Source organism: Marinobacter sp. (genome assembly GCF_041687235.1).
Lineage (GTDB): Bacteria > Pseudomonadota > Gammaproteobacteria > Pseudomonadales > Oleiphilaceae > Marinobacter.
On sequence record NZ_JAWLCH010000025.1, the window covers coordinates 1 to 13,982 of the forward strand.

The 13,982-nt window shown below is 58.7% G+C and carries 13 protein-coding genes; 5 read left to right on the plus strand and 8 right to left on the minus strand.

Features of this window, described 5'->3' with window-relative positions:
- Positions 1–118: 118 nt before the first annotated feature.
- Complete coding sequence (locus ACESMK_RS19185) at positions 119–568, minus strand: hypothetical protein (protein ID WP_373002057.1); 450 nt, start codon at positions 566–568, stop codon at positions 119–121.
- 401 nt (positions 569–969) lie between these two features.
- Between ACESMK_RS19185 and ACESMK_RS19190 the strand changes: the two genes are divergently transcribed.
- The 3 genes from ACESMK_RS19190 (at position 970) to ACESMK_RS19200 (ending at position 3,075) form a co-directional block, all read left to right on the plus strand.
- On the plus strand, positions 970–1,323 hold the full coding sequence (locus tag ACESMK_RS19190) for a DMT family transporter (RefSeq protein WP_373002059.1): 354 nt from the start codon (positions 970–972) through the stop codon (positions 1,321–1,323).
- Between the two features lie 28 nt (positions 1,324–1,351).
- Positions 1,352–2,095 carry an SGNH/GDSL hydrolase family protein gene (locus ACESMK_RS19195; RefSeq protein ID WP_373002061.1) on the plus strand — a complete coding sequence of 248 codons (744 nt, stop codon included), beginning with the start codon at positions 1,352–1,354 and terminating at the stop codon, positions 2,093–2,095.
- 197 nt (positions 2,096–2,292) lie between these two features.
- A complete protein-coding gene (locus ACESMK_RS19200; protein WP_373002063.1) occupies positions 2,293–3,075 on the plus strand; it encodes a DUF5602 domain-containing protein in 783 nt (260 codons plus the stop codon).
- A 7-nt stretch (positions 3,076–3,082) separates the two neighbouring features.
- Here the strand turns inward: ACESMK_RS19200 and ACESMK_RS19205 are convergent, their stop codons facing one another.
- Both ACESMK_RS19205 and ACESMK_RS19210 read right to left on the minus strand, forming a co-directional pair.
- Positions 3,083–4,741 (minus strand): acetolactate synthase large subunit, encoded by a 1,659-nt coding sequence (locus ACESMK_RS19205; RefSeq protein WP_373002065.1) that lies wholly within the window; start codon positions 4,739–4,741, stop codon positions 3,083–3,085.
- 58 nt (positions 4,742–4,799) lie between these two features.
- On the minus strand, positions 4,800–6,413 hold the full coding sequence (locus tag ACESMK_RS19210; RefSeq protein ID WP_373002067.1) for an FAD-binding dehydrogenase: 1,614 nt from the start codon (positions 6,411–6,413) through the stop codon (positions 4,800–4,802).
- A gap of 88 nt (positions 6,414–6,501) precedes the next feature.
- On the opposite strand from ACESMK_RS19210, the gene ACESMK_RS19215 reads away from it, so the two are divergent.
- Together ACESMK_RS19215 and ACESMK_RS19220 are read left to right on the plus strand one after the other, a co-directional pair.
- Entirely contained in the window at positions 6,502–7,515 is a 1,014-nt protein-coding gene (locus tag ACESMK_RS19215) for an AraC family transcriptional regulator (RefSeq protein ID WP_373002069.1), read from the plus strand.
- A 74-nt stretch (positions 7,516–7,589) separates the two neighbouring features.
- Positions 7,590–7,976, plus strand: coding sequence for a cupin domain-containing protein (locus ACESMK_RS19220; RefSeq protein ID WP_373002071.1), 387 nt, complete (start codon positions 7,590–7,592; stop codon positions 7,974–7,976).
- Positions 7,977–8,047: 71 nt separating this feature from the next.
- Here the strand turns inward: ACESMK_RS19220 and ACESMK_RS19225 are convergent, their stop codons facing one another.
- The 5 genes from ACESMK_RS19225 to ACESMK_RS19245 all read right to left on the minus strand — a co-directional run bounded on the left by ACESMK_RS19225 (position 8,048) and on the right by ACESMK_RS19245 (position 13,889).
- Positions 8,048–9,043, minus strand: a complete 996-nt coding sequence (locus tag ACESMK_RS19225) for a diguanylate cyclase (RefSeq protein WP_373002073.1) — start codon at positions 9,041–9,043, stop codon at positions 8,048–8,050.
- A gap of 102 nt (positions 9,044–9,145) precedes the next feature.
- On the minus strand, positions 9,146–10,468 hold the full coding sequence (locus tag ACESMK_RS19230; RefSeq protein ID WP_373002075.1) for a diguanylate cyclase domain-containing protein: 1,323 nt from the start codon (positions 10,466–10,468) through the stop codon (positions 9,146–9,148).
- Positions 10,465–10,704, minus strand: coding sequence for a hypothetical protein (locus tag ACESMK_RS19235; protein ID WP_373002077.1), 240 nt, complete (start codon positions 10,702–10,704; stop codon positions 10,465–10,467). Before ACESMK_RS19235 ends, ACESMK_RS19230 begins: the two co-directional genes overlap by 4 nt.
- 89 nt (positions 10,705–10,793) lie before the next feature.
- Positions 10,794–12,236, minus strand: a complete 1,443-nt coding sequence (locus ACESMK_RS19240) for a hypothetical protein (RefSeq protein WP_373002079.1) — start codon at positions 12,234–12,236, stop codon at positions 10,794–10,796.
- Positions 12,237–12,605: 369 nt separating this feature from the next.
- Positions 12,606–13,889 (minus strand): NAD(P)/FAD-dependent oxidoreductase, encoded by a 1,284-nt coding sequence (locus tag ACESMK_RS19245; RefSeq protein ID WP_373002080.1) that lies wholly within the window; start codon positions 13,887–13,889, stop codon positions 12,606–12,608.
- Between the last annotated feature and the right edge of the window lie 93 nt (positions 13,890–13,982).

Below are 13,982 nucleotides of genomic sequence, written 5' to 3' on the forward strand. Positions count from 1 at the left end.
GCGATGACGCCCTTGCCCTTCTCCTAGCCTTCGGCTCTGCGAACACCTGGCAGGAGGACTTTCACCTCCCTAGTTCTGTGCCATGCCCGGCACACACGCGAAAACGAAGCGGCGCGTCTCACGCGTCCGCCTTGCGTGACTGGTTATGTCTCTCTTTGGTCTCTCTTTGGTCCCGGCTCTGGACATATTGAACAGAACGGAATTGGTCGAACTTCCAATTGGAGGGGTGTCGGAGGGTGACCTTTTTTCTGTGAAGGTTAGAGGGCCTTCGACCAAACTGATGAAAGTTGATCAAACCCAATGTCCCCGCCAACGACGCGAAAACGGCTTCAGTGTCATTTGCGTAAGCCAACCTAGCCTTTCCAAACTCAACAATTTCGTCCAGTTCATCATGCCATTCAGAATCCGCGATCTCGACGGTAGACCGAGCCGTTGTGGAAATAGAATCGAGAATTTTCTTGGCGTACTTCTTCCACACTCTGACGCTGGTAGCGTGCTTTACTTCCATCCAAGCATCGCGGCCAAACAGGTTCTCCACAAGGGATTTCATTCCATAGGCTTCTTCCAAGTTGTGCCTCAAACTCATAACTCCTTGTAGACATAACAGCTAATTATACGAACGCGTTCGTATATCACCCGTTCGTGAAACTCCATTCAAACGCGCTCAAATAACAGTAGCTTCTTCAATAGAAACAACCGCTTGAGCACCAACTACCACGGCTACCGCCGGAGTTATACGCCCTCTTTCGAGCAACTCCTGCTCCCACCGTGGGCGTATAATTACACCCTTCCTTTTCCAACTTTCCAAGCCTATCAGATAGTTACCTTCATTTCTCATCCTGCATTTCGGAGTTTTGCGAACGCGTTCGTATAACTCCGACATGCACTCCCAGCTTAGTGCAGTTTCCCTTTTCTGCAGTCACCCTGTAAGAAGGCACTGCCGGCTGGTATCGTCTGCTTCCCAATTTCGTGCGGTACTGGAGATTCACTGTGAAAAGTTGGTTATTCCTGGGCATTGCCATTGTTGCAGAGGTGGTGGCAACCAGCGGGCTGAAAGCCAGTGAAGGGTTCACCAAACTCTGGCCCAGCCTGCTGGTGATTGCGGGCTATGCCGTGGCCTTTTATTTCCTCTCGATCACACTGAAGGAAATCCCGGTGGGCGTGGCTTATGCCATCTGGGCGGGGATGGGCGTTGTACTGGTTGCACTTATCGGCTGGCTGATTTACGGGCAAAACCTGGATGCCGCCAGTGTGATCGGGATGGCGCTGATTGTTTCCGGTGTTGTGGTGATCAATGTATTCTCCAAGTCAGTCGCTCACTGATCTGTCGGCATAACCGGAGCCCATTCAGATGCACCTCCCTTTCTGGCTGACCACCGCCCTGCTCTTTCCGGTACTGCTTTACCAGGGCAGGCAGGCGCGCCGCACAACGCCCAGGCTACCAGAAGCCGGCGGTTCACCGAGTGGTCAATACGGTGAAGGAACGCCGGCCAGGCGAATTCTGGTAATTGGCGAATCCACGGCGGCCGGTGTTGGCGTTGAAACCCACGATCAGGGCCTGGCCAGCCAGTTGGCGAAGCAGATTCATGAGCACACCGGCCAGACCATTGCCTGGCACACCTTCGGGGTCAACGGCATTCGGCTGGGAGCGCTGATTCGCGAGCTGGAAACCGCCGAATTGCCAGAGGCGGATGTGGTGCTGTTGAGCATGGGGGTGAACGACACCACGGGGTTCACTCCCCGTTTTCGTTTCCGCCGGCAGTTGCGGAAATTGCGCCAATTGCTCGCGCCACGATATTCGGTGCCCGTGCTGCTTCTCAGCGTGCCGCCCATGCACTTGTTCACGGCGCTGCCTTCGCCGCTTCGGTATGTGGTAGGTTGGCGGGCACGGCAGTTGGACAACCTCTATATCCGCCTCGCACGACGGTTTCCCGAAGACTTCCGCTACGTAAACTATCCGGTGGTCACCGACCCTGAGCTTCTGGCCAGTGATGGTTATCACCCCGGCCAGAAGGGCTACCGGTATATTGCTGAGGCACTGGCAGACAAGGCCATTCCTGAAAAACTTTTCAGTGGAGAAAACCAGTCCAACTGATATATTAATTCCATCCAGTCAAATCCCGTTGTGGTGGTAGTAGTAGGGAGAAGCGTGCAGACAGGAAGCGCGTTTTACTGCTGTCAGCCCAGCCTGCAATTCCGATCTCCTCTGAGTCAGCCCGAAGGGCGATGGCTTTCTGGCCATAGTGGCCGCTACGTAATGCCGAACGGCATGTGTCATTGAGGAGTGATGAAATGAAAACTGCTCTTTGTCTGTTCCAACCCAACCGTTCCATCCTTGCCGCAGCCTGCCTGGGTTTTGCCAGTGTTGCGCTCGCCGCCGACCCAGTCGTTTTCACCGGAGCCCCAGTGCCGGTCGGCAATGGCACCGCACGCGTGGAAGTCATTGCTAACGGGATGAACGAGCCTGAATCTGTATCTGTCGTCATGACAAAGGATGCCCTTCAGGGGCTTCCCGAGGTTCAGGGCAACCAGATGGTCTGGGAGTTTTCATTACCCATGCCGGATGCAGGCCCCAAGACGGGATACGATCACGTGGTTCTTGACTGGAACCCGGCTGGCCATATTCCTGATGGGGTCTACACGGTTCCCCACTTCGACGTACATTTCTACCTGATCAGCAATGGTGAGCGTGAAGCGATTACCTTCCATGGCGAGGGCCGTGAACTGGCCATGGCAGTACCAGACCCACAACTTGTGCCAGCTGGCTACGTGATCCCGCCAGATGCAGCTGTGGACAGGATGGGAATGCACGGCCTGGACCCTGCCGGGCATGAATTCCATGGCCAACCATTCAGCCACAACTTCATCTACGGCTATTACAAGGGCGAACTGATGTTCGTTGAGCCGATGGTATCCCTGGCCTTTCTGGAGTCGCTCCCGGAAATGACGTCACCGGTAAAGCAACCCCAGCGGTACAGCTACCCGGCCTGGTATCCGGCAACCTACCGGATTGGGTTTGATGCCGGTAAGGGTGAGTACACCATTGCGCTCCAGAACCTGGCCAGGTTTGACTGAATCTGCCTCAGGGCGCCAGCTTGCGCTTCAGCGCCTTGGAAACCGAAAGCGGCAGGCTGGGCAATGAGCGCAGCATCCAGGGCAGTATCCGGCGCTTGACCCCGCTCAGGGATTCCGGGATCACCGCCTCAATGAGGTGGGGCCCCGGCATTCTCTGGGCGTATTCCAGGGCTTTTGCCATTTCCTCGGCGGTGTGTACCCGCACGGCGTGAACGCCCATGCCATTGGCCATTTCCGCGAAGTTGATCACCGGGCCCCGCAGGTCCAGCTGGGATTTGGCTTTTTCTCCGGCCTCTTCCGCGCCTACCCGCTCCAATTCGATGTTGAGCACGGAGTAAGAGGCGTTGTTGAAGATGATGGAGGTTATGTTCAGCTGTTCCCGGGCCATGGTCCACAGGGCCTGAATGGTGTACATGGCGGTGCCATCGCCAATCAGGGCGATAACCGGCCGATCCGGGCAAGCCACGGCGGCACCTACGGCATTGGGCAGGCCCTGGCCGATGGCGCCGCCGGTGAGGGTGATCATGTCGTGGCGGGGCGCGCCGGCGGTCATTACCGAGAGCATCAGGCTCGAGGTGATGCCTTCGTCCACGATGATGGCGTTCTCTGGCATCAGTTCACCCACTGCTTTGCAGACTTTCTCGGCGGTGAGCTTTCCCCGTGGCCGGCCCGGCCGTTTTGCCGGTTGTAGCTTCGGTTCGGCCTGGCTGGCGCCAACGGCGTCGTTGAGTTTGTTCAGGCTGGCCAGGATGTCCTGGTCGGGCGCCACCAGGGTGTGTACCTGGCAGGTATCCGGCACCAGGTAGCTCTTCTTGCCGGGATAGGCGAAGAAGGAGACCGGCGCCTTGGCGTCCACCAGGATCAGTTGTTCCACATCCGTCAGTTGCACAGTGGCCAGTTCAGCCAGGTAGGCCAGGCGCTCGATGTATGGCAGGCCGGCGCCACGCTCAATGCGAGTGGGGAAGGTCTCCGCCAACAAGGTAACGCCGCTGTGGGCAGCCAGTTTGGCGGCCGCCAGCATGCTCGGTTCGCGCAGGGAATGGCCGCCCATCAGCAGGGCGGTTCTCTTGCCGGAACGGATGGCCGAGGCAATGGCCTCAACCGTGGCATCGTCTGCCGGCTCCGGCGTCGGCGGCGCCAGGGGGGCACTGGGTACTCCGCCCTCCCCCCAGGACACGTCGGCCGGCAATATCAGCGTGGCAACCTGCCCGGGCGCTGTGCGGGCAGCGGCAATGGCTTCGGCGGCATCCTGGCAGAGGGTTTCCGTGCTCTTGGCCGTGCGTACAAACCCCGGGGACACGTTGCGGGCAACGGTCTCGATATCCGACTGCAACTGGGCATCGTACTTCACGTGGTAGGTGGCATGGTCACCCACAATGTTGAGCACCGGCACCTTGCCCTTGCGGGCGTTGTGCAGGTTGGCCAGGCCGTTGCCGAGCCCACAGCCCAGGTGCAACAGCGTGGCGGCGGGTTTGTCGGCCATTCGGGCGTAGCCATCAGCGGCGCCGGTGGCCACACCCTCGAACAGGGCAAGAACCGCCCGCATTTTGGGCTCGTCATCCAGGGCGGCCACAAAGTGCATTTCACTGGTGCCGGGGTTGCTGAAGCAGACCTCAACTCCGGCATCCACCAGGGTTTTCATCAGGGCTTGTGCGCCGTTTGTCATTATTGTTCTCCAAGCTTTCCGGGTTCAGGGTTTCGGTTAAATAATTTGCCCATAGAATTCAGCCTCCGGCCACGATGGAGCGCACCGCTGCCCGGGCCGTCATGATGCACCCCGGGAGGAATGTACCTTCCAGGGAACGTTTGCCGTTGGCACCACCGCCACCGAAGCCGGCGGCCTCGCCCACACAGTAAAGGCCGCCAACAGGCTGCCCCTGGGCGTTGAGGACGCGGCTCTGCAGATCGGTTTGCAGGCCACCCAGGCTCTTGCGGGTAATCAGTTGCATGCGAATGGCGATGTAGGGGCCGGCGCCCGGTTTCTGCAGCGGGGCCGGCTTGCAGGTGCGCAGGCGGTCCGGCTTCCATTCCCGGGCGTGCTGGATCATGCGGATCTGGGGATCGTCATGGAGACTGGTGCCTGCCGCGAAATTGGCATCGAAGGCATCGGCGGTGGCTTTTAGCGTTGCCGGGTTGATGTCGTTGGAACAGGTGAGCGCGTTCATTTTGCCAGCCAGCTCAGTAAGGCTGTCCGCCACCAGGAAATCCCGGCTTTCATGCTGCATCTGCCGCACCAGGGCGTGGTTGCCCAGCAACAGTTCTTTCACGAACAGGGGGAACTGTTTGTCCCGGATGCGGGCGTTGTGCTCGGCGCCGGAGATGGCAAATTCCTTGGCGGCAATGCGCCAGTTCAGCAGGTGCCAGGTCCAGGGCTTTTCCTGTTCCGCCACCCGTTGGCAAAGCCAGTGGGTATCAAAGCCGGTCACCAGGGGTTCCGGGCCAATCCGTTCACCCCGGTGGTTCAGCCACAGGGCCGATTTGCAGGGGATGGTGGAAAGGCCGTGGCCGGGAAAGTGGGGGTACGGATGCGGGAAGCCGGCCGCGTAGTTCCACATTTCGCCAGCGTGGGTAATCCGGCCTCCGAGGGTGTCGGCCACCCAGTGATGCATGCGGCCATCGGCATAGGGGTGCGCACCGTTCAACATGCGGGTGGGTTGTGGGCGATCAACCGGCCAGTTGGCGCGGCATTCCGTGTGGCTGCCGTTGATACCGCCGGTGGCCATTACTACCGCGGCGGCTGAAAAACGGACTTCTTCACCGGTGGCTTCATTGACAGCCAGGGCCCCACTCACTTTTCCCGCTTCGTGGTCCAGTTCAGTAATGCGATGCCGGTGCAGCAGGGTGAGCTTGCCGCTGGTGTTCTCCCGGTGCAGCGCCGTCATCAGGCACCGGACCAGTTCCCGGGCCGTGCCCCAGACCACATGGTAACGAGGCAAACGGTTACCATCGCCGAAACGGCCACGCTCAACCCAGTTCACGGCCGGCAGGAACTTGATGCCCTCGTTGCTGAGCCAGTCGTAGACCTCGGAGCGTGAATGCTCCACATAGTAACGGGCCCATTGCAGGGGCCATTCATCGTCGGGGGCCAGCTCGCCGAAGCTGAGCCAGTCGTCCAGGGCAACCTCCGGTGTGTCCGCAATCTTCATGCGCTTCTGCAGCGGCGTGCCCACCAGCATCATGCCGCCAAAGGCCCACAGGGCCAGGCCTCCCATGCGTTCTTCGGTATCCCGGTCTGCCAGGGTGACGGACTTGCCGGCGCGCAGGCCTTCCAGGGCCGCGACAATACCAGCCAGCCCTCCACCGACTACCAGAATATCTGAGGTAATTACCTTGGCCATATCGCATCCGACCTGATCGCAATGAGTTGTCAGCTTTAAAGATATACCGGTACCATGGCTTTAAAATTGACTTCAGAGGCCAAGAAAATTGACATTAGAGGCCACGGTTTCCATTGGCTGGGTCAACACCGTGATCGGTGCTGCAGAAAGGCTGTCGGTATCGGCCGAGCAACTGCTGGCCGCGGCGGGTATTTCGCACTCTGCCTGCGAACTGGAACGCTGGCCGATCGACGATATTACCCGGTTCTGGCACGCCGCCGAACGCTGCACCGGCGACCCGGGCTTCGGCCTGAAAGTGGGTGCGGAGTTCTCCCCCATGAGCATCAGTGGCGTCGGTTTTGCGCTGCAGTCGGCCGCCACCCTGCGGGAAGCCATTGTGATGGTGCAGCGTTTCCAGCGGCTGATCTCCGATGGCGGGCGTTTCCAGGTTGTCGCCGGCAACGCTGCCACCTGGCTGGTTTACCATCCCAGGCAGGGCCGGCTGGCGTTCAGTCCGCATCAGATTGAGGCGGTGCTGGCCTCGGTGGTGGGCTTCGGAAGCTGGGTCACCGGCACCCGCATGCAGCCCTCGCGGGTGCAATTCAGTCAACCCCGGCTGGGGCCATTGGCAGGCTACCAGACTGTGTTTAACTGCCCAGTGGAGTTCGAGCAGGCATTCAGCGGCGTGCTGGTGGACAATTCTGTTCTGGACCAGTCCCTGCCCCAGGCGGACCCTCAGCTTGCGCAAGTGCACGAGCGCTACACAACCGCCCGCCTCGCCGCGCTTTCCATCAACAGTGCCTCAGTGCCGGAAATACGCAGATGGCTCACCGCTCGCATCGGGCCGGTGCTACCCCGCCGGGCAGACGCAGCGGAAGCCCTGGGCATCAGCGAACGCAGCCTTGCGCGGCGGCTCCGTGAACAGGGCCACACCTTCGATGGGCTTGTTGACGACGTACGCCGCGAAAAGGCCCTGCAGGCGGTTGCCGATTCCACCTCTTCCCTGCCGGAAATCGCCGAAGCGCTGGGGTTTGCCGAGGTAAGCACGTTTTACCGCGCATTCCGCCGCTGGACGGGCATGCCGCCGGGGCGGTGGCGCAAGCAGCGCGCTGTGCTATTGTGATCGACAGGGCCAAACCCGAAGTAAGCGTGCAGTGGGTGAAGCCCTGGCAACAAATCGACACGGAGGTAATCTTTATGCATATCGCAAAAGAAGATGTACCTGTTCGGATCGATGCACCCGGTGCAATAGCTCGGCAGAAAACCGATTTCGGTGATGTCACGGGCTACGGGAAGATGGGCGCTGAGTATTTTTCGTTTGGCGCCGGCACCGATATCACTGACTTGCTTCACGGGCTTGAAAACGACAGTTGTCAAAGCCCCCATTGGGGATATGTTGTTAGCGGTGAAATTACCGCGATTTACACCGATGGCGAGGAAGAAACTTCCCGCAGTGGTGATCTGTTCTACTGGCCTCCCGGGCACAGCGTGAGGGCAGAAGCAGACACCGACATTGTGATGTTCAGTCCACAGCACGAGCATGGCGAGGTAATCGACCACATCGGGCGTCAGGTCAGCGGCTGATCCGTTGACAGCACCCCAGACTGTGAGGAAGGGGTGGCTGTCCCTTTCCTCACAGCTCTTGGGGCCTCCGACTAGTCTTCCAACTGCCCGGACAACTGCAATTGATCGCGCCCACTTTTTTTCGCGAGATAAAGAGCTTCATCCGTTGCGTTTATGAGGTCATCCGGATTGCATCCATGCTCCGGAGCGGTTGCCAGGCCCGAGGAAAAACGGACTTCCAGTTGACGGTCTCCAAGTGCAATTTCCATGGGGCTGTTCCTGCGACGCCATTCCATCATTCGCTGGTGCGCATCGGCCATTGAAAGCCCGGGCATCATGATCAGGAATTCCTCACCGCCCCACCGGCAAACCACATCCGCTTTTCGCATGCCATCACAGAGCAGTCGGCTGAAATCGACAAGCACCTGATCGCCGGCGGCATGGCCGTATTCATCATTCAGCTGTTTGAAATGATCAAGATCCACCATCATCAGGGTGACCGGATAGTGCTCCCGCTGGGCCCTGCTCAGTTCCCGGTTGAGGCTCTCCAGCAGGTAGCGCCGGTTAAACAGATTGGTCAGAGGGTCACGAATGGCTTCTTCCTGAAGCTGATACTGCAGACGCCGGTTCTCGGCCAGTTGCTGCTCCAGGGTTTCATTGGTCTTTTTCAACGCCACTTCGGCATTGCGCCGGGCGGTTATATCCCGGGAGATGCCGCAGATATACACCGTACTGCCATCCTTGCCCAGCAGAGGTGAAATACTGGTTTCGAAAATGGTAAGCGGCGCGGAATCGAAGCCTTCGGTGGTTTCTTCGTAGCGGATTCTGTGACCGGCGGCGATGGCCTGGGCGTAATTATCCGCTATCCGCTGGTAAAGGTCCGGATCCGGAACAATTTCATCCAGAAAACGGCCGCAGAGCATGGCGTCTGCCTGGCTCATGAACTTATCCATGGCCTCGTTGCAGTAAACAAGACGGTATCGTTCGCCTTCAAGCCGCAACAGGAACACATGATCAGACATGGTATCCAGCATGCCGGTGAGCAGGTGAATATCCGCTGGCTCAACTTCGTTTACCGGGGATGTCACAATAGAGGATCCCTGTTTCCAAGACACGGTTTCACGCCTGACTATAACTTAACCCGCCACGTCGGGTAACAATCTCCTGGAATTTTCTGTAGGGCAGGACGGCTACAACTGGCGCTTGCTCGCATACATGGCCGAATCGGCCTTGCTGACCAACTGACTCGCGGTGTCACCGTCTTCAGGGTACATGGCGGAACCAATACTGCAGGAGACGCGAACGGTTGCTCCGCCAAGGGCAACGGGTAAGGTCAGGATCTCGCGAATCTTGGCCATTGCGTTTTCAACGGAATCGCGGCCATGGACATCCGTAAGCAGCACTGTGAATTCATCGCCACCCATTCTTGCAACGGTATCGGCATCACGGGTGCAATCCCGCAGCCTCTGGGCCATTTCAATGAGCAACTGGTCTCCCGCTTCATGACCCATGGTGTCATTGATCTGCTTGAAATCGTTTACATCCAGATAAAGGAGCGCCAACCGGCCTTCATTCCGGTTTGCCGAGCGCAGGGCGGTTTCCAGGCGATCATAAAACAGAGATCGGTTGGTTAACCCGGTAAGCCCATCATGGTGTGCCAGGAATCGGAGATGTTCCTCGGCGCGCTTGCGCTCCACCACGGTCGCAACCTGGGTCGCCACGAATGCCAGTAGCGACTGATCCGCCTCATCGTATTCCACGGTGGCCGAGGAGTGCTCAATCACCAGTACGCCAAGCACGGTTTCCTGGGAGACAAGCGGTACCGCCAGCCAGTTCGCCACCCCTGAACCCGTATCGTGTCGCAGCCCGAGGCCTTCGCGCGCCGGATCCCGCGATGCCAGCAGTGCTTTTCCCGAGCCGAAAACCTCTGCAAGAGCAGAGTCTGGCGTCACTTGCCAATCGATCCAGCCGTTTTTGGTGCGCCAGTCAGGCAGATTTAGCCGGCCCGACGATGCCTGATGAAAGCCCAGGTACAGATCAGATTCCGGGAACAGTTCGCCAATAATGGAGTACACACCATCGCACAGGGCCCGGAGCGTTTCGGCCTCGTGGGCAGCTTCGGAGATTCGGTAAAGTGCGTTGCGCGTCTGATCTGCTCGCCGCAGTGCCGTGACATCCCGGGCCACAGCAATCCTCAGGCGATCTTCCTCAGACCAGCGGGCTGACCACAGGATGTGCACCGCATGACCATCCTTGTGCAGGTAGCGGTTTTCGAAGTCCGTATGTGAGCGGCCACTCATCACGCGACGGGCCGCATTCAGTGTACGCTCCCGGTCTTCAGAGTGAATGTAGTTTAGAATTGGCGTTCCAATCATTTCTGCGGGAGAGTACCCCAGCAACTGCCAGCAGGCCTCGCTGACAAAGACAATCTGGCCGGATTCATCCACCACGAATACGGTGTCGAGGATGAGATTGACCAGCTTGGGGTAAAGGGGATTGAAATCGATCGTCACAGACCGTCTCCCTTCACGCCCAGCCGGTCCAGATACACGTGAAGCTCTGCCTCGCTCATGTCCACGTATTCGAGCACCCTGCCGTACAACATGGCGGTGGGAACGTTTCGGCCGTTCAGCTCGCGTTGGGTTTCCTGCAATACGTACAGAATGGTGCGTTCGGTGCGGGTAAGGCCGTCCCGGGCGTCAGGAATGACTTCAAGGAGGGCGCGACGATGATGGTCTGGAACAGCCATTATGTACTCGGAATAAAACAATGGACGGGTACATAGTAGCAGGCTGGCAGCGAAGCCCACAGAGGGCAACGCTGCCTTTTCGCGCCAAATCAGATCTGCTTGTAGACCACGTCGGACAGGCGGCTGCGATTGCCATCGGTATCAAGGGTGCGGATGGCGAAGTACCAGGTGCCCTCAGTAAGCTCATCCACAAGCAATTCGTCCACAGAGGCATCACCAATGGCCAGGCTCTGGTCGAGGGTTTCAGCGCTGGTGCCGTACACCACCTCGAAGCCAGCAATTTCGCCCATGGCCAGGCTCTCGCCATTCTCGCGGGTCAGCGGCGCGGTCCAGCTCAGCAGGGCGGCATTTGCAGGAACGGTTTCCTCGGGCGTGGTTTCCGTGACTGGCTCGCTCGTTTCAGTGTCTGTTCCGGTGTCCGCTACGGTTTCGTCGGTGGTGGTATCAGTTGAGGTATCACCGCCTGAAGTCGCATCACCTGCAGTGTCGGGCTCAGTTGTACCGGCAACCTGCTCGTCCGTTGACCCCGTAGAAGTATCGGTCGAGGTATCGGTGCTGGTGTCGGTTGAGCTGTCGGTGGTTTCACCGGAGTCGGCAACACCGGTATCACTCTCTTCGTTTACATCGGCAATGGTTTTGAAGCGCTGAACGTTTCGGTACTCTACAACCACCAGTTTCTGGCTGATGACACTTGAATCCACCACATTCTGCAGCTCGGAGGATTGCAGCGCAGCGGCGCTGACCAGATCCGCCAATGCTACGTTGGTGCCGTCACCTGTGATGCTGACGTGGCCGGTAGCGCTGACCTGTGCGGTGACATCGTCCAGCACAGCTGAAATCGAATCCCACTGAGCGTTGTCATTCACCAGCGCCAGGAATGCCGCATTGGCAATCGCAACCTGAATGGCATCCGCGGTTACACCGGTCATCTCATCCAGGTTGGTCAGGTCCGGCGGGGTCAGGCGCAGCGCGCCGGCAGAGAGACCAAACCAGTTTTCCACCGTGGTATAAGCACTGGAAATTGCTGTCGGTGAAAGACCTTCCGCACTGCGCTCTGCGAGTGTGACGGCCAGGTGAGTAAGCGGAGTAAGGTTGACCGTTTCCTTGCGTAGATCGCCAGCACCCAGCAGACTGAAGTTGCTGTCCAGGGCCATTGCCTGACCAAACGGCACTGGCTCGGCACCGGCCTGATCACACTGGGGTACGACATCGCAGATCATGCGGGTGCCGCCATCAGCTGTAAGTTCAACAAGGGCCCAGCCTTCCGCCTTGCCGCGGAGCTGCCACTCGTAACTGCCGTCGTCTGCAGTCAACACAGGCTTTGCCGCCTGGCGCTGCGGCGCGTAGTAGCCGTCTTTGTCCGCAATCAGGCGATTGGCAACAACCAGCCCCTGCTGGATAACGCCCTTCATCGCTGCACCGGCGATCTGGACGGTTGGCTCGGCCGTGGTCGAAGACTGTGCCGAGGTGTTGTCGTCGTCACTGGAAATGTCGAGACCGCAGCCCGAAAGCAGAACGACCGCAGGTAACATCAGCAGTCCTTGCTTCGTTAGTTTTTTGCCGCAATATGACATTATTTCGCACCAATTCTTTGACAGATTTGAGCGAATCTTACAACGGCGGTTTTCGGTTATATGCGTTGCAGTTCCGGATTTTCCGGAGCAGGTCCGCCAGGAAATTGGCGCTTACGGAGAGATACACGTTGTGATGGACGGTTACAGCCCGGAGCCTCAGACAGGGCCTGTATCTTGTTGTTAAACCATGGTTTTATCCACAGGCACGTTTTTTTGATTCGACTATTACCCGCAAAGCCGGGATAGCCGATTACAAATTTAAACGTTAGCAAAATGTGAATGGCGTCACAGCGCCTGGAAGACCGCTCGCGAAGATCAAGATTTCGTCTAGATCCCGAGTCGATCCCGAAGCTCGTAATACCAGGCCCCGATGGCAGTAAACGGAACCCTGAACAGACGCCCACCCGGGAACGGGTAATGCGGCAGGCTGGCGAATGCGTCAAACCTTTCCGCCTGGCCCTGGATCGCAAGGGCCAATGCCTTGCCAGCCACATGAGTGAAGGTGACTCCGTGGCCGGAGCAGCCCTGGGAATAGAACACATTCTCGTGCAAGCGGCCGAGCTGGGGCAGGCGTGACAGGGTTAGAAGGAAATTACCGGTCCAGGCGTAATCAATCTTCACGTTCGCCAGCTCCGGAAAGGTTTTCAGCATATTCGGGCGAATCAGCCGTTCAATATTGGCTGGATCGCGGGCGCCGTAGACAACACCGCCGCCGTAAATCAGCCGGTGGTCGCCAGATAAGCGGAAGTAATCCAGCAGGTAATTGCAGTCCTCGACGCAGTTATCCGCCGGCAGCAGCTTTTTCGCAAGCGCCCCTTCCAGCGGCTCGGTGGCAATGATCTGGGAGCCGCACGGCATGGATTTGGCCCCAAGTTCCGGCACCAGGCCACCAAGGTAGGCATTGCCCGCCAAAACGACATACTGGGCCCTGACTTCCCCCTGTTCGGTTTTGACGATTGCCGTTTTCCCCGGAAGAATCTCTGTAACGGCCGAGTGCTCGTGAATAACGCCCCCGCGTGATTCCAGTGCCGCTGCTTCCCCCAGAGCCAGGTTAAGCGGGTGGATATGGCCACCGGTATGGTCGATGGCCCCTCCGACATACCGATCTGTGCCGACTCGTTTTCCAATGGCGGCCCTATCAAGCAACTCAAGCTTCTCGTAACCGAATCGGCGCCAGAGCGCCTGCTGGCCCTCCAGATGCTTCAGCTGCTTCTGATTAAGTGCGGCAAAAATACCACCCTCTTTCAGGTCGCAGCGAATGCCGTAACTCTTCACCCTCTGGCGGATAATCTGGCTGCCCTCGAAAGCCATTTCGGCCAGCAGCTTCAGGTGGTCCGCTGAGGTCTGCCTTTCGATGCGGTCCAGATCGCGGCTGAAGCTGTTCACGATCTGGCCGCCATTGCGCCCCGAAGCACCCCAGCCAACCGTTGCGGCTTCCAGAACCACCACCCTGAAACCGGCTTCTGCCAGGAACAGCGCCGTGGACAGGCCGGTGTAACCGGCACCGACAACACACACATCCGCCTCGCAGGATCCTCTCAGAGCCGGGCGCACAGGGGCCGGGTTGGCAGAGGCTGCGTAATACGAAGGAACCGGAGGATACTGATTCATTATGTGGCGCCAAAGAGGGTGAAAGAGACGTTCAGGAAGCGGCGGCAACGCTGCGCGCCGCAGAAAGTCTATGCCAGCGCCGGGCATTCGGAA

Excerpts from the sequence above, each read along its gene's own strand:
- ACESMK_RS19195 (WP_373002061.1), top strand. The coding sequence starts at position 1,352 with ATGCACCTCCCTTTCTGGCTGACCACCGCCCTGCTCTTTCCGGTACTG.
- ACESMK_RS19200 (WP_373002063.1), top strand. The coding sequence starts at position 2,293 with ATGAAAACTGCTCTTTGTCTGTTCCAACCCAACCGTTCCATCCTTGCC.
- ACESMK_RS19205 (WP_373002065.1), bottom strand. The coding sequence starts at position 4,741 with ATGACAAACGGCGCACAAGCCCTGATGAAAACCCTGGTGGATGCCGGA.
- ACESMK_RS19210 (WP_373002067.1), bottom strand. The coding sequence starts at position 6,413 with ATGGCCAAGGTAATTACCTCAGATATTCTGGTAGTCGGTGGAGGGCTG.
- ACESMK_RS19220 (WP_373002071.1), top strand. The coding sequence starts at position 7,590 with ATGCATATCGCAAAAGAAGATGTACCTGTTCGGATCGATGCACCCGGT.
- ACESMK_RS19235 (WP_373002077.1), bottom strand. The coding sequence starts at position 10,704 with ATGGCTGTTCCAGACCATCATCGTCGCGCCCTCCTTGAAGTCATTCCT.
- ACESMK_RS19240 (WP_373002079.1), bottom strand. The coding sequence starts at position 12,236 with ATGTTACCTGCGGTCGTTCTGCTTTCGGGCTGCGGTCTCGACATTTCC.
- ACESMK_RS19245 (WP_373002080.1), bottom strand. The coding sequence starts at position 13,889 with ATGAATCAGTATCCTCCGGTTCCTTCGTATTACGCAGCCTCTGCCAAC.